This is a genomic window from Salmonella sp. NW645, from assembly GCF_051703725.1.
Lineage (GTDB): Bacteria > Pseudomonadota > Gammaproteobacteria > Enterobacterales > Enterobacteriaceae > Salmonella > Salmonella enterica.
Window position 1 is genome coordinate 360,627 of sequence record NZ_JAMMKR010000004.1, and the last position, 18,337, is coordinate 378,963.

The following is an 18,337-nucleotide window of genomic DNA, read 5'->3' on the forward strand; positions in this document are numbered from 1 at the left end:
CCGGTCTGTCATTCACGGAAGACACAAAATCGTAGATGTACCCGTAATGTGGGCGGCGAAATAGCCCGTGGAGGCGAAAACGGCAGGCGCATGATCCGGACAGGCGCCAGTAAGGAAAGCAGTAGACAAAGCGCAAGGATAGCGCCTTCAAAGAGTACCGGAGGCGCCGCCAGCAGCGACTTGGCGCTTAATTCACAGGGAGTGACCGGCGAGCCGTCATCTGTCGAAGAGGGAGCGCTCACCACCACTGAAGAGGCCGTCGCCTGCATCTGCAAGGCGTGCAGGCCCGCCATGCGTTGCGCGGTACAAACCATTACCACGACACATGCAAGGCAAAGAAACCACCAGCCCATCCGTTGTTGTTTCGCCATTGCGCCCTCACTGTTTAACGCGAGTTATCTTAGCCACTGGCGCGGTTTTGGCAACCTTTCCCCTGTAAAGTTATGTCGGCGCGCTGCGCAACCTTCTGATAGTCGAACAACGTAATTTATTCTTACTAATGATATAACTGGTGTTTTCATACGCACTTTTCAGGTTTACCCTACACTTAGTGGAGAAACCTTTTTGGGGTCCCTTCTGTATGTATTGATTTAGCGAGATGATGCTATGGAACTTAAGGATTATTACGCCATTATGGGCGTGAAACCGACGGACGATCTCAAGACGATTAAGACCGCCTATCGCCGACTGGCCCGCAAGTACCATCCAGATGTCAGCAAAGAACCCGATGCCGAAGCCCGTTTCAAAGAGGTTGCTGAAGCATGGGAAGTGCTGAGTGATGAGCAACGGCGCGCCGAGTATGACCAGTTATGGCAACACCGTAACGATCCACAATTTAATCGCCAGTTCCAGCAACACGAAGGCCAACCGTATAACGCCGAAGATTTTGATGATATTTTCTCGTCTATTTTTGGTCAGCACGGTCGCCATTCGCACCACCGCCACGCCGCACGCGGTCATGATATCGAAATTGAAGTGGCGGTATTCCTGGAAGAAACGCTGGAAGAGCACCAGCGTACGATTAGCTATTCCGTCCCCGTTTATAACGCGTTCGGTCTGGTGGAGCGGGAAATTCCCAAAACATTGAATGTGAAAATCCCGGCTGGCGTCAGCAACGGGCAACGAATCAGACTGAAAGGCCAGGGCACGCCGGGGGAAAACGGCGGACCCAATGGCGATTTATGGCTCGTTATCCATATTGCCCCGCATCCGCTCTTTGATATCGTCAATCAGGATCTGGAAGTCGTCCTTCCGCTTGCCCCATGGGAGGCGGCGCTCGGCGCGAAGGTGTCTGTGCCAACGCTTAAAGAGCGTATTTTGCTGACCATTCCCCCCGGCAGCCAGGCAGGTCAGCGGCTGCGTATCAAAGGAAAAGGATTAGCCAGTAAAAAGCACACTGGCGATCTCTATGCCATCATCAAAATCGTTATGCCGCCGAAACCTGACGAGAAAACAGCTGCCCTGTGGCAACAACTGGCGGACGCGCAGTCGTCCTTTGACCCACGCCAGCAATGGGGGAAAGCATAATGGCTAACATCACTGTCACCTTTACCATCACCGAATTTTGTTTGCACACCGGCGTGACGGAAGAGGAGCTAAACGAAATCGTCGGACTTGGCGTAATTGAGCCTTACGAAGACGATAACGCCGACTGGCAATTCGACGATCGCGCAGCGAGCGTGGTACAACGCGCGCTACGCTTACGCGAGGAGCTGGCGCTCGACTGGCCTGGGATCGCGGTCGCGTTAACGCTGCTGGAAGAGAATTCACGGCTGCGCGAAGAAAACCGGTTACTGCTGCAACGCCTTTCTCGCTTTATCTCGCATCCCTAATCCACGATAAAGGCAATAAACCGAGGGTGGGCTTTCTGCCCGCCCCGGATTTACATGCACCCGGTATAATACCAGAATGCCTCTGACATACTTCCCCCAACGGAAGAAATATAGCCTTTCACCGCGCACAACCCGATCAACGAACCGCCAATGTCAGCCATTAATGCGCCATTGCGAAGATCATCGTTTAAATAAAGACCAGCCACAAGTTCACATTTTTTAGATACGTCGGTTATTTTTACACGTTAGCGATCATTTATTGCCTGAAGAATATATTCTTTCACTGTTTTGTACTCTCTGGTTGATACGTACCTTCTCCCTGTCAATGCCGGGTAAAATGTACCGCTGCGCTTACAGGTTGCAGTATTTATAAATAAGAAATACAACAGTCACTTACAGTTTAATAATTGAGCGTTATAACATCCACTGCCGCCCAATATTTACACCACGTATAAAATACAAAAATGTAATAGAATGTAAACAAAATAAGAGCATAAAATAAATAACTTATTAAAAAATCAATATAAATAGAGTGGTCAATAAAAAACGATCGTTTTCAACGAGTTATGTTTCTCAGATTTTCATCTATCCTGAATAGGCTTGCGGAAAATGTAATTTACACCATTGACTATTTCACTTAAAAGGTTTCTGTAATGGAATGGAAGGTCGTTGATACAGTTATAAGTCCCTCTACCGGAGTATCGTTCTCATGCATACATAGCCTAAAAAATCTTAGATTGACCTTATGGTATCAGGCAGATGTTTACATGCCTCCAGGTAGCATTATCATCCCCTTTAATAAGGGGGTCTTAATAAACGATAAACTTTATCCCGTTACTGTTTACAACGTTACCAGGTTTAATCCTGTTCTATGGAAATCGCTTAAAGAAAATAGCCACTGTCCTGGTAACTGCAATCCTAAACCAGAAGCCTGCAGTTATCCTTTCGAGTGTCTGGTATCCGTTTGTCCATTTGGTTTAACCAGAAATATTCAAATAGATAATAAGAAAGTTTAGGAAATAAAGTATGCATTAGCCATATTACTGATTAAGTATATTCGCGCACGTTTGCAGTATTTTGCAGTTAAATATGTTTGATATAAAAATTGTACAGTTCGGATATTTTTTGATTCGTTTAATCTAACCTTCACTTTGGCAACGAGGAGCCGGTACAGAGGATATTACTGATGGCCGGCAGACAAAGAAACGCATTGCTTTTAACACTGTATAAATTCCATCCGTGACATTCTTATTTAGTAATATTTCACCAGAGCAATCATCTTACCTTTATTGTGCATAAAAATCAGCAAGTAGTGTTTAGAAAAAATAATGTTTTAGACAAAAGCTCTGCGCGTCATGCTGATCGCCAAAAGCATAACGGGCTGACATCATGTCAGCCCGTGGGTTTACCCTTGCCCTGATACTTACGGTACGCTTATCGTCATATTGTCATGACCGACAATGACAGGGCCCGGGTAATTTTTCATGGCTTCCTGTTGCCAGACGTCATCCGCAACCGTCGCAGGCACCAGATGACTTAACACCAGTTTTTTCACGTGGGCCTCGCGAGCAATCTTACCGACATCTTCAATCGTGGTGTGATGCGACGCAATCGCTTCAGCCAGCGTTTTTCCGTTGCCAATACTATTAGCCAGTTTTGCTACTGAAGGGACATGTACCGCCTCATGTACCAGGATATCCGCCCCCTGGGCAAACGTTGCAAGCGGCGGAAACCAGGACGTATCGCCAGAGAAGACGATTCGCTTACCCTGAGTATCAAAACGGTAAGCAAACGCTTCACCGTCCGGGAAAGGGGAATGAGGCACTTTTAGCGCGCTTATTGTGACCAGTTCATCTTTATAGATGACGCCCTGACCAATATCGGTCGCCTTAACCAGGTTGCGCGGATCGGGTTTCCCCTCTTCTTCCATGCGTAGCGTGATATCCCTGTCAAAGACCTTCCAGCTAGCCTTCGTCATCGCCTGGGTTCCCGGCGGGCCATACACCTGTATGGTATGGTCTTTCAGACCACTTGCCCAGGCATTCATCAGCAAGGAAGGATAATCCAGTATGTGGTCGCTGTGCAGATGGGTGAGCAAAATAGTATTGATGTTGCGCAGTGGAATGCCGTTTTTCACCAGTTGCAGACTGGCGCCGTAGCCGGCATCTATCAGCCATATTTTATCGCCGATAGTGAGCGCCGTCGCTTGCGGTAGTCTGGCTGTATTGAGCAAAGAAGGCCCGCCTTTGGTGCCCAGTAAAACAATGTTGATCTCTTGAGGCGCAGGAGCACCAGCAGCAATAGCAAGGTGGCTTTGCGCCAGCATACAAACCGCCAGCATAGCGACGCTTTTTTTCATCATGTTTTTACTCTTCTTAGTTGAGAAAAGAGGGAACTTCACGTTGGCGAAACTGCGAAGGAGAACAGCCAGCAAGGCGATTAAAGAAACGGGCGAAATAAGCCGGATCTTTAAAACCTAATTGCCAGGCGATCTCGTTGACAGCATTGTCGGAAAAAAGCAGCAGTCGTTTCGCCTCGCGTAATTGCCGATCAAAAATCAGGCGTTTAGGCGGGCGATTAGCAAAACGTCGGCAAATATCGGTCAAACGAGATTCGGTAATATGCAACTCGCAGGCATAATCGGGCACCGTCCAGTGCTGATGGAAGTGGTTGTCAATTAACAGGGTAAAGCGCTGAAAAAGTTTCAGTTCACCGCGCATCCCGGTTGCGGCGTGATCGTCCAGCTTCGCATTACGCAACAGCAAGGTAAATACCGCCTGCGCCAGTAGCACCAGGGTATGTTCGCAGCCAGCCAGTTGTTCCGTGGACTCCCGCTCAATTAGCTGCCAGTAATGTTTGAGCGCCGCCAGCTCGTTGGGTTTATCCGCCAGCGACAGACAGATTCCCGGCAGGCCGAAGGCCTCTCTGGTGCCGGGATAAAGCACTTCCAGCAGCGGCCAAACCAGCTCTTCGCGTACCGTCAGAACATGACCATCGCTATCCGATTCGGTAATAAAAGCATGCGGCACCGAGGGCGGCGTAAGCACAAATAGCGGCGCCTGCACCGAATAGCGATGATCGTCGAGCTGTAGCTCAATCTGCCCGGTATCAAGAAAGTGCATTTGAAAAAACTGGTCGTGGCGATGCGCCTGCATATCACGACCAAAGAAATCCGCCATACGAGCAAACGACTGATAATGCACATCGTTACTGCCCATGCTTTCGTCATACTCTTTGCTGATATCAATATTGGCGATCGCACGTTGGCACATAGTTTCTCCTCAAGGGGTGGCGCGCGGACGCGATGCTTTCATGGGAATGAGCCAGATAATGGCGGCGCCGACGACTAACAGAGAAGCGACAAACCAGAGTCCGCTATTGAAGCTACCGGTGATATCTTTTAGCCAGCCAATCATAAATGGGCTGAGTGCGGAGCCAATATTGCCGGTGGCATTGATGACCGCAATGCCTATTGCCCTGGCGCGTAAACTGATCGACTGATCCGGCGTGGTCCAGAAGATCGCCATCGCGCTAAAGGAACCCGTGGATGCCATCACGATCCCCAGGAGCTGGATCAGGTTATGGTCGGTCGCCGACGCCAGCAGCCAGCCCGCGGCGGCAAACAGGAACGGCAACGCCGTGTGATGTTTACGCTCCTGATGTTTGTCCGAATGGCGGCTCCAGTAAATCATGCCCAGAATAGTACAAATCTGCGGGATCGCCGCCAGCAGGCCGATGGTGATATTGCTGCTGCCTTCATTAAAACTTTTCAGGATTTGCGGCGTCCAGATACTAATGGCGCTAAGCGTATTGGTAAGGCAAAAATAGGCCAGCGTATACATCAGTACAATTGGCGTGAATACTTCGCGCCACAGACTACGCTGCTGCATGGCGTTATGGCTGATGGCCCCCTCCGGCTGAACCAGCGTCAGGCGGTCATTATCCATCATCTCCTGCAAACATTTTTTATCCTCTGCCGTCAGCCATTTGGCTTTTGCCGGGGTATCATCCAGGTAAAACCAGACCATAATGCCTAACAAAACTGACGGAAATCCCTCCAGCAGGAATAACCACTGCCATCCATGCAGATTGAATATGCCGTCCAGCGATAAAATATAGCCGGAGACAATCGACCCCAACGCGGTAGTGGCCGGCATGGCAATCATAAATAATGCGTTGGCGCGGGCGCGGAAAAATGCCGGGAACCAGTAGGTTAAATAGAGCAATATTCCTGGCAAAAAGCCCGCTTCGGTAATGCCCACCAGCATTCGCAGCACATACAGGCTTTTCGGTCCCACCGCGAACATCGTAGCGGTAGATGCAATGCCCCATAGCACCATAATGGTCGCAATCCAGCGGCGGGCGCCGACGATGCTCAACATCACGTTGCTGGGAATGCCGAAAATGACGTAGGTGGCGTAAAACAGCGTCGTGGCAAGGCCAAACATGGTGGCGCTTAACCCCAGATCCTGCCCCATCGTCAACCCGGCAAAACCGATGTTGATACGGTCTAAAAACGAGAAGATAAACAACACGAATAAAAATACGATCAGTCGGCGGAACAGTTTATTTATGACGGTTTGTTGACCCGTGCTGAGCGCGTTGTGCGAACGGACAGACTCGGGGCTTTCCGGAAGTGCAGATGATGTGTCGCTCATTTTTTTTCCTCTGATGGGAATTTTTGTAGGGTACTACGGTTGCCCGGTAGCGCTACGCTTACCGGGCCAGGCTTAATAGACGCCGGACGCACCGGACAGGTTTTTTTCTGCGCCAAAGCGCGCCGCCAGCGCCTCCGCTCCGCGCGCCAGCAGCGTGGTGTCAACGCCGACGGCGACAAATAGCGCCCCCAGTTCCAGATAACGTTTCGCCAGTGCTTCATTGGCCATCAGAATCCCCGGCGCTTTCCCCGCCGCGCGTATCTGCACGATGGCGTTCTCAATCGCCGCCTGCACTTCCGGGTGCTGCGGATTGCCGGCAAAGCCCATATCGGCGCTAAGATCCGCCGGACCAATAAACACGCCGTCAATGCCATCCACGTCGAGAATTGACGCCAGATTGCTCATCGCCTCACGCGTTTCAATCTGCACCAGTACACACATGGCGTCGTTGGCCTGGTGGAGATAGTCCGGAATGCGGTTCCAGCGCGATGCCCGCGCCAGCGCGCTGCCCACGCCGCGAATACCGGCAGGCGGATAACGCGTAGCCGCCACGGCGTTTCGCGCTTCATCGGCATTCTGCACCATCGGTATCAGCAGCGTTTGCGCGCCGACGTCGAGCAGTTGCTTAATCTGTACCGGATCGTTCCATGACGGACGCACCACCGGCTGGCTGGGATAAGGCGCAATCACCTGCAACTGGGTCAACACCGTCTGCACGTTGTTTGGCGCGTGTTCACCGTCAATCAGTAGCCAGTCGAAGCCGACGCCCGCTAACAGTTCAGCGCTGTAACTATTGGCAAGCCCCAGCCACAAACCGATTTGCGGGCGCCCCGCTTTTAACGCGTCTTTGAAAGCATTTTTCATCGTTTTTTCCTTACACAAACCGGCAACTGATCGCGCCCATGTTGCCGTAATCGACATGGAAAGTATCGCCCTTGCGCGCCGGCACCGGGCGGGTGAACGAGCCGCCGAGGATGATCTGCCCGGCTTCAAGCTGGACATCGTAGGGGGCAAGCTTGTTCGCCAGCCACGCCACGCCGTTGGCCGGATGATTCAGCACGCCTGCGGCGACGCCGGTTTCTTCGATCACGCCGTTGCGATAGAGCAGCGCGGAGATCCAGCGCAGATCCAGCTCGTCTGGTTTGATGGGACGACCACCGAGGATCACCCCGGCGTTGGCGGCGTTGTCGGAAATGGTGTCGAACACTTTGCGCGGGCGCTGGGTTTCCGGGTCGATGTTGTGGCTACGGGCGTCAATCAGTTCCAGCGCCGGAATCACATAATCCGTGGCGTTGTAGACGTCGAACAGCGTGCAGTGAGGGCCGCGCAGCGGTTTCGCCAGCACGAACGCCAGCTCCACTTCAATACGCGGGACGATAAAACGGTCGGTGGGGATATCGCCGCCGTCATGGAAGAACATATCGTCAAGCAGCGCGCCGTAATCCGGTTCGCTGATTTGCGAGCTGGCCTGCATCGCTTTTGAGGTCAGGCCGATTTTGTGGCCTTTGAGCGTGCGCCCTTCGGCGATCTTGATATTGACCCATTCACGCTGTACGGCATAGGCATCTTCAATAGTGATGTTGGGATAATCCAGCGACACTGCGCGAATCTGTTCACGCTGTTTTTCAGCCTGATTAAGTCGCTGGGCGATCAGGGTATGGGTCTGTTTATCGAGCATAGTTGCTTCCTGTTACGTCATTCGGTGCTGCTGCGCCGGGTGGCGACGCGGGTGCGTCTTACCCGGCCTACGGTTCGGTATTGCTTCGTGCATCGTTTTTTTTGTAGGCCCGGTCAGCGCAGCGCCACCGGGCGAAAGAGTGTGCTATTTAAACAGCGCGTGTACGTTGTTTTGTTTGTAATTGAGCGTCGGATGTAGCTCGGCAATCTCAAACGACAGCGCCAGATAGCGGTTCTCCATCAGGTCGGCGAAGTGGGCTTTAATCAGCCCAAACAGCATTTCGCCAACTTCCTGACGGCTCTCCAGGCTGCGCCCGGCGCCGATTTTCAGCGTCATATGCACAAACGCGTAATCATGCTTACCGTCAGCCATCTGCCAGGTATCCAGCCAGTGGGCGCGACTGCGGATACCGCCGATGGGGAAAATCCCGCTGGCGGCCAGCGCCTCGTTTACCTTGCTGAACAGGCCGGGTAAATCAGCCTGCTCGCGAATATTTTCAGTACATTCAGCAATAAAGTGCGGCATAAACACCCCTTACGCAGGCAGCGGGAAAACAGCGTTCACCTGGCCGGTACCGGAGCTGGCGAACAGGTCGGTGATGAACTCCACCTTGCCGTCGTATTTGTCCCAACCCAGCATTCCCAGCAGCATGACCGTGTCGTGCATGTTGCCTTCGCCGTAGCAGTAGTCGGCGTACTCCGGCAACATGGTGCAAAACTCCTTGAATTTGCCTTCGCGCCACAGCTTGACCACGCGCTCGTCCATTTGATGATCGAACTCGCGGGTGTAGCTGTTCATCCCCTCTTCCGCCCGTTGGTCGTCAATAAAACGGTGCGACAGAGAACCACTGGCGAATACCGCTACGGTACCGTCATATTTCTCAATCGCCTTGAGAATGGCTTCACCCAGTCTGCGGCTGTCGGCAAAATCATGCACAGTGCAGAACGCCGAGATGGAGACCACTTTGAAGTGCTTGTCGCTGTTCATGTAGCGCATCGGTACCAGCGTGCCATACTCCAGCTTCAGGCTCGGGATGTTATGCGCTTTAGCGCGCACGCCCAGTTTGACTGCCTCGTCGGCGATCAGATGGCCGAGCTCCGGATTACCGTCATAGTCATAGGTCATGTCGCGAATAAAGTGTGGCAATTCGTTGCTGGTATAGACGCCCTGGAAATGGTCGGCACAATTAATGTGGTAAGCGCTATTCACCAGCCAGTGGGTGTCGAATACGATAATGGTGTCAACGCCCATTTCGCGGCAACGCTTGCCAATTTCAATATGCCCATCAATGGCTGCCTGACGACAACCGTGATTTTTTCCCGGCAGTTCAGAAAGATACATCGACGGCACGTGGGTAATTTTTGCTGCTAACGCTAACTTGCCCATATCAAACTCCCCATTTTGGGATAGGATGGTCGCCCATTGAGATGCAGACGTTTTTCATTTCCGCAAACACTTCGAAGCTATATTCGCCGCCTTCGCGCCCGGTACCGGAGGCTTTCACGCCGCCGAACGGCTGGCGCAGGTCGCGGACGTTCTGGGTGTTGACGAAGACCATGCCGGCTTCAATCCCACGCGCCAAGCGCAACACTTTGCTCACGTCCTGGGTCCAGATATAAGAGGCCAGACCGTATTCCACGTCGTTCGCCAAACGTAACCCTTCCGCTTCGTCTTTGAATGGCAGCAGGCAGGCGACCGGCCCAAAGATCTCTTCCTGCGCGACGCGCATACGGTTGTCGACATCGGCCAGCACGGTTGGGCGCAGGAAGTTACCGCCTTTCAGATGCGCAGGCAGGTCAGTGGGTTTTTCCGGGCCGCCCGCCAGCAGCGTTGCACCTTCTTCAATGCCGAGGCGGATATAACCGGAGACTTTCTCCCAGTGCTGTTGGCTAATCAGCGCGCCGACCTGGGTGTTCGGGTCGGTCGGATCGCCGACACGCAGGCGATTCGCGCGTTCGGCAAAGCGCTTCACGAACTCAGGGTAAATGCTCTGCTGGATAAAGATGCGCGACCCGGCGGTGCAGCGTTCGCCGTTGATCGAGAAGATGGTGAACAGCGCGGCGTCCAGCGCGCGCTCAATGTCGGCATCTTCAAAAATCAGCACCGGCGATTTGCCGCCCAGCTCCATCGAGTATTTTTTCAGGCCGGCATTTTTCATGATATTGCGACCGGTGGCGGTACCGCCGGTAAACGACACCGCACGCACGTCATGGTGGCGTACCAGCGCATCGCCAGCCGTCGCGCCATAGCCCTGCACCACGTTCAGCACGCCTGCCGGAATTCCTGCCTCCAGCGCCAGCTCGCCCAGCCTGTCGGCAGTCAACGGCGACAGCTCGGACATTTTGAGCACCGCAGTGTTACCCAGCGCCAGGCACGGCGCGACTTTCCAGGTCGCGGTCATAAACGGCACGTTCCACGGCGACACCAGTGCGCAGACGCCGACGGGCTGCACCAGCGTATAATTGAGCATTTTATCATCAACCGGATAGGTCTTGCCGTTCATCTGCTGGCACACTTCAGCGAAGAATTCGAAGTTATGCGAGGCGCGCGGAATCAGCACGTTTTTAGTCTGGTGAATAGGCAGGCCGGTGTCGGCGGTTTCCATCGCCGCGATTTCCGGCACATGCTGGTCAATCAGGTCGCCAAGGCGGCGCATCAGGCGCGCGCGCTCTTTCATCGGCAGGTTGGCCCATTTCGGGAACGCCTCTTTTGCCGCCGCGACAGCCTGGTTCACCTCTGCTTCACCGCCGGAGGCCACTTCCGCCAGCACGTCACCGGTCGCCGGGTTAGTGGTCTGGAAGTAGTCGTTACCTGCAACATTTTTGCCGTTAATCCAATGATTTATTTTCTTCATTTTGCGCTCTCCTCACTGACGATTCGGTTAACCAGGCGACCCACGCCTTCTACTTCCACGACAACTTCATCCCCCGGCACCACATCGGACAACCCTTTCGGCGTACCGGTGGCAATCATGTCGCCCGGTTGCAACGTCATAAATTCGCTCAGATAAGAAATCAGGAACGGGATGCTGAAGATCAGATCGGCGGTCGTCCCTTCCTGCCGCAGCTCACCGTTGACAAAGGTGCGTAACGTCAGGTTATGCGGATCAGAAACCGCCTCTTTATCCACAATCCACGGGCCTATCGGCGTCAGGCCGTCGCGGCTTTTTACCCGCAGATTTGGACGGTAGTAGTTTTCCAGATAGTCGCGGATCGCGTAGTCGTTACAGACGGTGTAACCGGCCACATACTCCATGGCTTCGGCTTCGCTCACCTTACGCGCCGTTTTGCCAATTACCACGACCAGTTCGGCTTCATAGTGCATATATTCGACGTTGTTCGGGCGCACCAACGTTTGATGATGTTCGGTAAAGGTGTTTGGCGCTTTGATAAATACCAGCGGCTCTTTCGGCGGCGTAAATGCCAGCTCGCTGGCGTGATCGGCGTAGTTCAACCCCAGCGCAAATAGCGTTCCCGTTGCTGACAACGGCCACGTAAACGTCTGGTGGCGGGCGAATTCATCTTCTGCGACAACCGGATTTTCCAGCGCGGGTAAACCTTTCGCCAGAATACGCACCCGATCGCCGGGACGCAGCGCAACGCGATTCTGTGGCGTACCGAGTAAGATCGCATCGCCAGGGTTAAGCGTAGCGAACTCACTTAACGCGCTAAGCAGCTGTGCGGCGCTACGCTGTAAATCGGCAGTATTCCAGTGGTCCGCTTCTCGTCCGTTGATTTCAGTGATAATGGTGAGGTTATCCACATCACTCAGCGGCGCCATTTCACCCAGAGGGCAAAAGCCATCGCGACATTTCGCTTTAATCGCCGGGCGATAAAAGCTCTCTTCCGGCAGGCTGACCTCGTTAGCCAACGCATACCCGGCGATATAGTCCGCCGCCGCTTCAGGGCGTATCCGGCTGGCGGTTTTCCCCACAATGAGCGCCACTGTCGCGCCGCTCAGTACCTTTTCTCCCTGCGGATAAGGAATGGGTTCGCCGTGACGAATCACCGTATTACGCGGCTTGATGAACCACACTGCGGTTTTAGGCGGCGCATTATAGGGAGGCTGAGAGAAAGCCTCTTGCCAGGCATCAAGCTGGCTGCGATGGTTTAACGCAACGGCGAAAACAGTACCCTTCATACATAAACTCCTCAGGCCGATTTAACGGGCTGTGATTTCATTAATATATTAATGATTAGATTTATGCTTTCGCTGTACATTTAGCAAGCTGAAGTAAAGTATTTGTGATGTGATTAACAATATTTTCACAAAACAATAATTAAATACATATATATCAAATAGTTAAATAAAACACCTTGTTTCTGTTAAACTTTGGACATAAAACAGATGTCATAGCTCACATCGGTAAACACGATTATTCAGGTATTAATAATTCTGCAAAAGAGAAACGCTTATGCATGATTCATTAACCATCGCATTGCTTCAGGCGCGCGAAGCAGCAATGACCTATTTCCGCCCCATCGTTAAAAGCCACAATCTGACCGACCAGCAATGGCGCATTGTGCGAATCCTGGCCGATAGCCCCTCTATGGATTTTCACGAGCTGGCCTTTCGTACCTGCATTTTGCGTCCAAGTCTGACCGGAATATTGACGCGCATGGAGCGAGACGGACTGGTGTTGCGACTCAAGCCGGTTAACGATCAGCGTAAGTTATATGTCATGTTGACGGAGCAGGGACAAACGTTGTACGCCCGTGCCCGGAGCCAGGTAGAAGAGGCTTATCGAAAAATTGAGGCCGATTTCACGCCCGAAAAAACACAGCAATTGATGCTGCTGCTGGACGATCTTATTGCCCTGGGACGCCAGCATCCTGATAGCGAAGCGGAAGCATAGTATTCTTACCTTCCCTCGCCGCCGACACGGGAATCCCCTCCCGCTTACAACGTTGACGGCGATCGCATTTTACTCTTCTTCTTCGACGTTCATCTGAAAAGTACCCGCCGTTGTCCTGAAAGTCTCTTCACAGTTTACGCTTCTGCCTATTCAATTAAACAACAAATAAGAAACATATTATTAACAAAACATTCCGATTAACGAGGAAGAGGCCGCAATGAAACCTGAAGATTTTCGTACTGATAACAAGCGTCCGTTAACGGGCGAAGAGTATTTAAAAAGCCTGCAGGACGGGCGGGAAATTTATATTTACGGTGAACGCGTTAAAGATGTTACGACACATCCGGCATTCCGCAATGCCGCAGCCTCTGTCGCACAACTGTATGACGCATTACATAAACCGTCGATGCAAGATACCCTGTGCTGGAATACCGATACCGGCAGCGGCGGTTATACGCATAAATTTTTCCGCGTGGCGAAAAGCGCAGACGATCTGCGCCAACAGCGTGATGCTATCGCCGAGTGGTCACGCCTGAGTTACGGCTGGATGGGACGCACACCGGATTACAAAGCCGCCTTTGGCTGCGCTCTGGGCGCTAACCCAGCTTTCTACGGCCAGTTTGAGCAGAACGCCCGTAACTGGTACACCCGTATTCAGGAGACCGGCCTGTACTTTAACCATGCTATCGTCAACCCGCCCATTGACCGCCACAAACCTGCCGACGAAGTGAAAGACGTCTATATCAAGCTGGAGAAAGAGACGGACGCCGGGATTATTGTCAGCGGAGCGAAAGTTGTCGCCACTAACTCCGCCCTGACTCACTACAACATGATTGGTTTCGGCTCAGCCCAGGTGATGGGCGAAAACCCGGATTTTGCTCTGATGTTTGTCGCGCCAATGGATGCCGAAGGCGTAAAACTTATTTCGCGCGCCTCGTATGAAATGGTCGCGGGCGCGACGGGCTCGCCGTTTGATTATCCCCTCTCCAGCCGCTTTGATGAAAACGATGCCATTCTGGTGATGGACAAGGTGCTGATCCCGTGGGAAAACGTATTAATTTACCGTGATTTCGATCGTTGCCGTCGCTGGACGATGGAAGGCGGCTTTGCCCGTATGTATCCACTGCAAGCCTGTGTTCGTCTGGCGGTTAAACTTGATTTCATTACCGCGCTGCTGAAAAAATCGCTCGAATGTACGGGTACCGTAGAGTTCCGGGGCGTGCAGGCCGATCTCGGCGAAGTCGTGGCCTGGCGTAATATGTTCTGGGCATTGAGCGATTCTATGTGTTCTGAAGCAACCCCGTGGGTAAACGGCGCCTGGCTACCGGACCACGCCGCGCTGCAAACCTATCGTGTCATGGCCCCAATGGCCTACGCGAAAATTAAAAATATTATTGAACGTAACGTTACCAGCGGCCTGATTTACCTGCCTTCCAGCGCCCGCGATCTGAATAATCCGCAAATCGACCAGTACCTGGCGAAATACGTACGTGGCTCTAACGGAATGGACCATGTTGAACGTATCAAAATTCTTAAATTGATGTGGGATGCCATCGGCAGCGAGTTTGGCGGTCGCCATGAGCTGTACGAGATTAACTACTCGGGCAGCCAGGATGAAATTCGTCTGCAGTGCCTGCGTCAGGCCCAGAGCTCCGGCAATATGGATAAGATGATGGCAATGGTCGATCGCTGCCTCTCCGAATACGATCAGAATGGCTGGACGGTTTCGCATTTGCACAATAACGACGACATCAATCAACTGGATAAGCTGCTGAAATAACGCGGCAGGAGGTTCTCATGCAAGTAGATGAACAACGTCTGCGTTTTCGCGATGCGATGGCAAGTCTGGCGGCAGCGGTCAACATCGTAACCACGGCGGGTCACGCCGGACGCTGCGGTATCACCGCAACAGCGGTCTGTTCCGTCACCGATACGCCGCCCTCCGTAATGGTATGTATTAATGCCAATAGCGCCATGAACCCCGTCTTTCAGGGCAACGGCAGGCTGTGCATTAATGTACTTAACCATGAGCAGGAGCTGATGGCGCGCCACTTTGCCGGTATGACGGGGATGGCGATGGAGGAGCGTTTTCACCAGCCATGTTGGCAAAACGGGCCGCTGGGCCAGCCGGTACTTAACGGCGCGCTGGCCGGTCTTGAAGGCGAGATCAGCGAGGTACAAACCATTGGCACGCATCTGGTGTATCTGGTGGCGATCAAAAATATTATCCTTAGCCAGGATGGGCATGGCCTGATTTATTTCAAACGCCGTTTTCATCCGGTCAGACTTGAGATGGAAGCGCCTGTTTAACCGTCACTCATGCCCACAAGCGGGATAACCACCGCTTGTGGGAGAAGAGTCGATACGCTGAAGATTTTTATTCCCGCCGCGATGTTTGATCGCCATAAATCGCGGCGATTAATACAATCTAAGAGCCTATCCCACCAGGCGTTATTGGCGCAGCCAGTTTGGACACGGACAGCGCGCAAAAACCGGAGCGTACACGTAGTACGTGAGGTTTGACTCGCTACGCTCGCCCTTCGGGCCGCCGCTAGCGGCGTTCAAAACGCTAACGCGTTTTGGCGAGCACTGCCCAGGTCCAAAATGGCAAGTAAAATAGCCCTAATGGGATAGGCTCTAAATTAGCTCCCGCGATAGGTTGAATAACCATACTGACTTAATAACAGCGGCACATGATAGTGCTCATTCGTTTTGCTGATATGAAACTCGACGGGAATCTCCGGGAAAAACGTATCCAGTTTTTTACTTTCAAAATACTGGCCGGTTTTAAAAATAACGCGATAATCCCCCGGCGCGGCAGCTTTTTCGGGCCACAGTGCTTTAATACGTCCGTCCTGGTCGGTATGCCCGGTATTTAATTGCGTCCATCCGTTATCCTTTTTCTGCTCCAGTACCACCTCCACGCCGGGCGCCGGTTTGCCTGTTTGCTGATCGAGAATATGTACGCTGAGAATATTGTTGCCAGCGGCCAGCGCCATTGCAGGGGCTGCAACAAGAGATGCTATCGCGGTAGCCAGTATATATCGTTTCATGCTTCACTCCTTTACGGTATTGATGCAGGAAAATATATCTGGCGCGTCCAGGATTAACCTTACACGGACATGACAATTATGTCATCTTGTTGGAGATTTACGGATTCGCTACCAAGCCTATGGCATACTGCGTTGATGAAGATTTTATTGATTGAAGATAACCAGAAAACCATTCAGTGGGTACGTCAGGGACTCACGGAGGCAGGCTATGTGGTTGATTATGCCTGTGATGGACGAGACGGATTACACCTGGCCCTTCAGGAACATTATTCATTGATTATTCTTGATATTATGCTGCCGGGGCTTGATGGATGGCAGGTTTTACGCGCGTTACGCACTGCGCATCAGTCCCCCGTTATTTGCCTGACGGCGCGCGACTCGGTTGAGGATCGCGTCAAAGGTCTTGAGGCGGGCGCTAATGATTACCTTGTTAAGCCTTTTTCCTTCGCCGAACTGCTGGCCCGGGTGAGAGCTCAACTCAGACAGCACGTCCCGGTCTTTACCCGACTGACGATCAATGGTCTGGACATGGATGCCACAAAGCAATCGGTGTCACGAAATGGCAAACCGATTTCCCTGACCCGCAAAGAATTCCTGCTCCTCTGGTTACTGGCCTCCCGGGCAGGAGAAATTGTGCCCCGAACCGCGATCGCCAGCGAAGTTTGGGGAATTAACTTTGATAGTGAAACCAACACCGTTGATGTCGCGATTCGTCGGCTGCGCGCCAAAGTAGACGATCCATTTGAAAAGAAGCTCATTATGACCGTCCGGGGGATGGGTTATCAATTACAGGCGGAAACGTCGCAGAATGGTTAAGTTATCAATGACGCTGCGCCTGACAATTTCTTTTATCGCCATACTTATCCTCGCCTGTACCGGCATTAGCTGGACGCTCTATAACGCGCTGAGCAAAGAATTAACGTATCGGGATGATATGACGCTAATAAATCGGGCGGCGCAAATGCAGCAACTGTTACTGGATGGCGCCAGGCCGGAAAATCTGCCGCTCTATTTCAATCGGATGGTGGATACGAAGCAGGATATCTTATTGATCCATTCAGCAACAGGCCACAATGTTGCGATTAATCATAGCGGCATCCCCGACCAACGCTTTAACGAGATTCCGCTGGCTAAAAACATCACCCGCGAAACCTTATTTCGCCAGGCGGTACAAGGCACGGAACTGACCGCGGTACGAGTAAACGCCAGAAGCGGCGATGACCCGCTGACCCTTACTATTGCCAGGCTGGCGACGGAAAGACGGCAAATGCTGGCGCAATATCGCCGCAACAGTTTGCTGATTAGCCTTATCGCGATCCTCGTCTGTTCGGCGCTCAGTCCATTAGTCATCAGAAACGGGCTGCGGGCCATTACGTCGCTCAGCCGACTCACCGCGGCGACAGATAGCGGCACACTTCGCCAGCCGTTGGCGGAACAGGCGTTACCCGTTGAGCTCAGGCCGCTTGGACAAGCGCTAAATACCATGCGCCAGAAGCTTTCCGACGATTTTGAACGCCTGAACCAATTTGCCGACGATCTGGCGCATGAGCTGCGCACGCCTGTTAATATTTTACTGGGGAAGAATCAGGTGATGCTGAGTCAGGAACGCAGCGCCGAAGAGTATCAACAAGCCCTTGTCGATAATATTGAAGAGCTGGAGGGACTGTCGCGACTGACAGAAAATATTCTCTTTCTGGCACGCGCGGAGCACCAGAATATAGCGGTAAAAAAACAGCCTGTTTCGCTCAATGCGCTGGTCGAAAATATGCTGGATTATCTTAGCCCCCTTGCCGAGGAGAAGCGCATCTGTTTTATAAATCAATGTCAGGGAACGGTATGGGCTGACGAAATATTATTACAAAGAGTGCTCTCAAACCTGCTGACGAATGCCATCCGTTATTCTGATGAAAACGCCGTGATACGTATTGAAAGCGCTTATGATGATAACGTTGCAGAAATTCGGGTCGCTAATCCGGGCAGCCACCCCGCCGATGCGGATAAGCTTTTCCGGCGTTTTTGGCGAGGAGATAATGCCCGCCACACTGCCGGTTTCGGCCTGGGGTTATCGTTAGTTAACGCGATTGCTCTATTACACGGTGGTTCGGCATCTTACCGCTATGCCGATGAACATAATATCTTTTCGGTTCGTCTGCCTGATAGCGGTGATAGCTAAGGTCAGTACAGGTTCTGTTCCCCTTCCCTGCCACAGGGCTGTGGTTATCAATACAACCTCAATAAAGAGAAAATAAAGGATGCCGGCA

Annotated in this window: 19 protein-coding genes; 8 read left to right on the forward strand and 11 right to left on the reverse strand. The window is 52.4% G+C overall.

The window, feature by feature from the left end; translation table 11 throughout:
- Positions 1–8 precede the first annotated feature (8 nt).
- On the reverse strand, positions 9–371 hold the full coding sequence (locus NA389_RS11380; protein ID WP_001118907.1) for a hypothetical protein: 363 nt from the start codon (positions 369–371) through the stop codon (positions 9–11).
- A 235-nt stretch (positions 372–606) separates the two neighbouring features.
- Between NA389_RS11380 and cbpA the strand changes: the two genes are divergently transcribed.
- The 3 genes from cbpA (at position 607) to NA389_RS11395 (ending at position 2,848) form a co-directional block, all read left to right on the forward strand.
- A complete protein-coding gene (gene cbpA, locus NA389_RS11385) occupies positions 607–1,527 on the forward strand; it encodes a curved DNA-binding protein (protein ID WP_000420603.1) in 921 nt (306 codons plus the stop codon).
- The gene (gene cbpM, locus NA389_RS11390) at positions 1,527–1,832 is read left to right on the forward strand and encodes a chaperone modulator CbpM (RefSeq protein WP_001284251.1); all 306 of its coding nucleotides are present in this window, start codon (positions 1,527–1,529) and stop codon (positions 1,830–1,832) included. The genes cbpA and cbpM overlap by 1 nt, the downstream gene beginning before the upstream one ends.
- Positions 1,833–2,485: 653 nt before the next feature.
- A complete protein-coding gene (locus NA389_RS11395; protein ID WP_001537781.1) occupies positions 2,486–2,848 on the forward strand; it encodes an anti-adapter protein IraM in 363 nt (120 codons plus the stop codon).
- 407 nt (positions 2,849–3,255) lie between these two features.
- On the opposite strand, the gene NA389_RS11400 is transcribed toward NA389_RS11395, so the two are convergent.
- The 9 genes from NA389_RS11400 to hpaG form a co-directional block, all read right to left on the reverse strand.
- Positions 3,256–4,194 (reverse strand): MBL fold metallo-hydrolase, encoded by a 939-nt coding sequence (locus tag NA389_RS11400; RefSeq protein WP_000976557.1) that lies wholly within the window; start codon positions 4,192–4,194, stop codon positions 3,256–3,258.
- Positions 4,195–4,207: 13 nt separating this feature from the next.
- A complete protein-coding gene (gene hpaA, locus NA389_RS11405; RefSeq protein WP_000336602.1) occupies positions 4,208–5,104 on the reverse strand; it encodes a 4-hydroxyphenylacetate catabolism regulatory protein HpaA in 897 nt (298 codons plus the stop codon).
- Between the two features lie 9 nt (positions 5,105–5,113).
- The gene (hpaX, locus tag NA389_RS11410; protein ID WP_001285795.1) at positions 5,114–6,490 is read right to left on the reverse strand and encodes a 4-hydroxyphenylacetate permease; all 1,377 of its coding nucleotides are present in this window, start codon (positions 6,488–6,490) and stop codon (positions 5,114–5,116) included.
- Positions 6,491–6,562: 72 nt separating this feature from the next.
- A complete protein-coding gene (hpaI, locus tag NA389_RS11415) occupies positions 6,563–7,354 on the reverse strand; it encodes a 4-hydroxy-2-oxoheptanedioate aldolase (protein WP_000785078.1) in 792 nt (263 codons plus the stop codon).
- A gap of 10 nt (positions 7,355–7,364) precedes the next feature.
- A complete protein-coding gene (gene hpaH, locus NA389_RS11420; protein WP_000884795.1) occupies positions 7,365–8,168 on the reverse strand; it encodes a 2-oxo-hept-4-ene-1,7-dioate hydratase in 804 nt (267 codons plus the stop codon).
- A gap of 144 nt (positions 8,169–8,312) precedes the next feature.
- Positions 8,313–8,693, reverse strand: coding sequence for a 5-carboxymethyl-2-hydroxymuconate Delta-isomerase (locus NA389_RS11425; RefSeq protein ID WP_001119849.1), 381 nt, complete (start codon positions 8,691–8,693; stop codon positions 8,313–8,315).
- A gap of 9 nt (positions 8,694–8,702) precedes the next feature.
- A complete protein-coding gene (hpaD, locus tag NA389_RS11430) occupies positions 8,703–9,554 on the reverse strand; it encodes a 3,4-dihydroxyphenylacetate 2,3-dioxygenase (RefSeq protein WP_000516978.1) in 852 nt (283 codons plus the stop codon).
- A gap of 1 nt (position 9,555) precedes the next feature.
- The gene (hpaE, locus tag NA389_RS11435) at positions 9,556–11,022 is read right to left on the reverse strand and encodes a 5-carboxymethyl-2-hydroxymuconate semialdehyde dehydrogenase (RefSeq protein WP_000723525.1); all 1,467 of its coding nucleotides are present in this window, start codon (positions 11,020–11,022) and stop codon (positions 9,556–9,558) included.
- Positions 11,019–12,308 (reverse strand): 4-hydroxyphenylacetate degradation bifunctional isomerase/decarboxylase, encoded by a 1,290-nt coding sequence (hpaG, locus tag NA389_RS11440; protein ID WP_000679209.1) that lies wholly within the window; start codon positions 12,306–12,308, stop codon positions 11,019–11,021. Before hpaG ends, hpaE begins: the two co-directional genes overlap by 4 nt.
- A gap of 274 nt (positions 12,309–12,582) precedes the next feature.
- Here hpaG and hpaR point away from each other — a divergent pair, with 274 nt between their 5' ends.
- The 3 genes from hpaR (at position 12,583) to NA389_RS11455 (ending at position 15,333) form a co-directional block, all read left to right on the forward strand.
- Positions 12,583–13,023 (forward strand): homoprotocatechuate degradation operon regulator HpaR, encoded by a 441-nt coding sequence (gene hpaR / locus NA389_RS11445; protein WP_000543922.1) that lies wholly within the window; start codon positions 12,583–12,585, stop codon positions 13,021–13,023.
- 217 nt (positions 13,024–13,240) lie between these two features.
- Positions 13,241–14,803, forward strand: coding sequence for a 4-hydroxyphenylacetate 3-monooxygenase, oxygenase component (gene hpaB, locus NA389_RS11450; RefSeq protein WP_000801496.1), 1,563 nt, complete (start codon positions 13,241–13,243; stop codon positions 14,801–14,803).
- 17 nt (positions 14,804–14,820) lie between these two features.
- Positions 14,821–15,333, forward strand: coding sequence for a 4-hydroxyphenylacetate 3-monooxygenase reductase subunit (locus NA389_RS11455; RefSeq protein ID WP_001195556.1), 513 nt, complete (start codon positions 14,821–14,823; stop codon positions 15,331–15,333).
- A gap of 332 nt (positions 15,334–15,665) precedes the next feature.
- On the opposite strand, the gene hiuH is transcribed toward NA389_RS11455, so the two are convergent.
- Positions 15,666–16,076: a hydroxyisourate hydrolase gene (gene hiuH / locus NA389_RS11460; protein WP_000833182.1), complete on the reverse strand. Its 411-nt coding sequence runs from the start codon at positions 16,074–16,076 to the stop codon at positions 15,666–15,668.
- Positions 16,077–16,211: 135 nt separating this feature from the next.
- Between hiuH and hprR the strand changes: the two genes are divergently transcribed.
- Both hprR and NA389_RS11470 read left to right on the forward strand, forming a co-directional pair.
- The gene (hprR, locus tag NA389_RS11465) at positions 16,212–16,892 is read left to right on the forward strand and encodes a response regulator transcription factor HprR (RefSeq protein WP_000698216.1); all 681 of its coding nucleotides are present in this window, start codon (positions 16,212–16,214) and stop codon (positions 16,890–16,892) included.
- Positions 16,885–18,249, forward strand: coding sequence for a heavy metal sensor histidine kinase (locus tag NA389_RS11470; RefSeq protein WP_000240026.1), 1,365 nt, complete (start codon positions 16,885–16,887; stop codon positions 18,247–18,249). The genes hprR and NA389_RS11470 overlap by 8 nt, the downstream gene beginning before the upstream one ends.
- Positions 18,250–18,337: the final 88 nt, after the last annotated feature.

What these genes read in the sequence shown, in the direction of transcription:
- NA389_RS11380 (WP_001118907.1), bottom strand. Translation starts at nt 371, where the DNA reads ATGGCGAAACAACAACGGATGGGCTGGTGGTTTCTTTGCCTTGCATGT.
- cbpA (WP_000420603.1), top strand. Translation starts at nt 607, where the DNA reads ATGGAACTTAAGGATTATTACGCCATTATGGGCGTGAAACCGACGGAC.
- cbpM (WP_001284251.1), top strand. Translation starts at nt 1,527, where the DNA reads ATGGCTAACATCACTGTCACCTTTACCATCACCGAATTTTGTTTGCAC.
- NA389_RS11395 (WP_001537781.1), top strand. Translation starts at nt 2,486, where the DNA reads ATGGAATGGAAGGTCGTTGATACAGTTATAAGTCCCTCTACCGGAGTA.
- NA389_RS11400 (WP_000976557.1), bottom strand. Translation starts at nt 4,194, where the DNA reads ATGATGAAAAAAAGCGTCGCTATGCTGGCGGTTTGTATGCTGGCGCAA.
- hpaA (WP_000336602.1), bottom strand. Translation starts at nt 5,104, where the DNA reads ATGTGCCAACGTGCGATCGCCAATATTGATATCAGCAAAGAGTATGAC.
- hpaX (WP_001285795.1), bottom strand. Translation starts at nt 6,490, where the DNA reads ATGAGCGACACATCATCTGCACTTCCGGAAAGCCCCGAGTCTGTCCGT.
- hpaI (WP_000785078.1), bottom strand. Translation starts at nt 7,354, where the DNA reads ATGAAAAATGCTTTCAAAGACGCGTTAAAAGCGGGGCGCCCGCAAATC.
- hpaH (WP_000884795.1), bottom strand. Translation starts at nt 8,168, where the DNA reads ATGCTCGATAAACAGACCCATACCCTGATCGCCCAGCGACTTAATCAG.
- NA389_RS11425 (WP_001119849.1), bottom strand. Translation starts at nt 8,693, where the DNA reads ATGCCGCACTTTATTGCTGAATGTACTGAAAATATTCGCGAGCAGGCT.
- hpaD (WP_000516978.1), bottom strand. Translation starts at nt 9,554, where the DNA reads ATGGGCAAGTTAGCGTTAGCAGCAAAAATTACCCACGTGCCGTCGATG.
- hpaE (WP_000723525.1), bottom strand. Translation starts at nt 11,022, where the DNA reads ATGAAGAAAATAAATCATTGGATTAACGGCAAAAATGTTGCAGGTAAC.
- hpaG (WP_000679209.1), bottom strand. Translation starts at nt 12,308, where the DNA reads ATGAAGGGTACTGTTTTCGCCGTTGCGTTAAACCATCGCAGCCAGCTT.
- hpaR (WP_000543922.1), top strand. Translation starts at nt 12,583, where the DNA reads ATGCATGATTCATTAACCATCGCATTGCTTCAGGCGCGCGAAGCAGCA.
- hpaB (WP_000801496.1), top strand. Translation starts at nt 13,241, where the DNA reads ATGAAACCTGAAGATTTTCGTACTGATAACAAGCGTCCGTTAACGGGC.
- NA389_RS11455 (WP_001195556.1), top strand. Translation starts at nt 14,821, where the DNA reads ATGCAAGTAGATGAACAACGTCTGCGTTTTCGCGATGCGATGGCAAGT.
- hiuH (WP_000833182.1), bottom strand. Translation starts at nt 16,076, where the DNA reads ATGAAACGATATATACTGGCTACCGCGATAGCATCTCTTGTTGCAGCC.
- hprR (WP_000698216.1), top strand. Translation starts at nt 16,212, where the DNA reads ATGAAGATTTTATTGATTGAAGATAACCAGAAAACCATTCAGTGGGTA.
- NA389_RS11470 (WP_000240026.1), top strand. Translation starts at nt 16,885, where the DNA reads ATGGTTAAGTTATCAATGACGCTGCGCCTGACAATTTCTTTTATCGCC.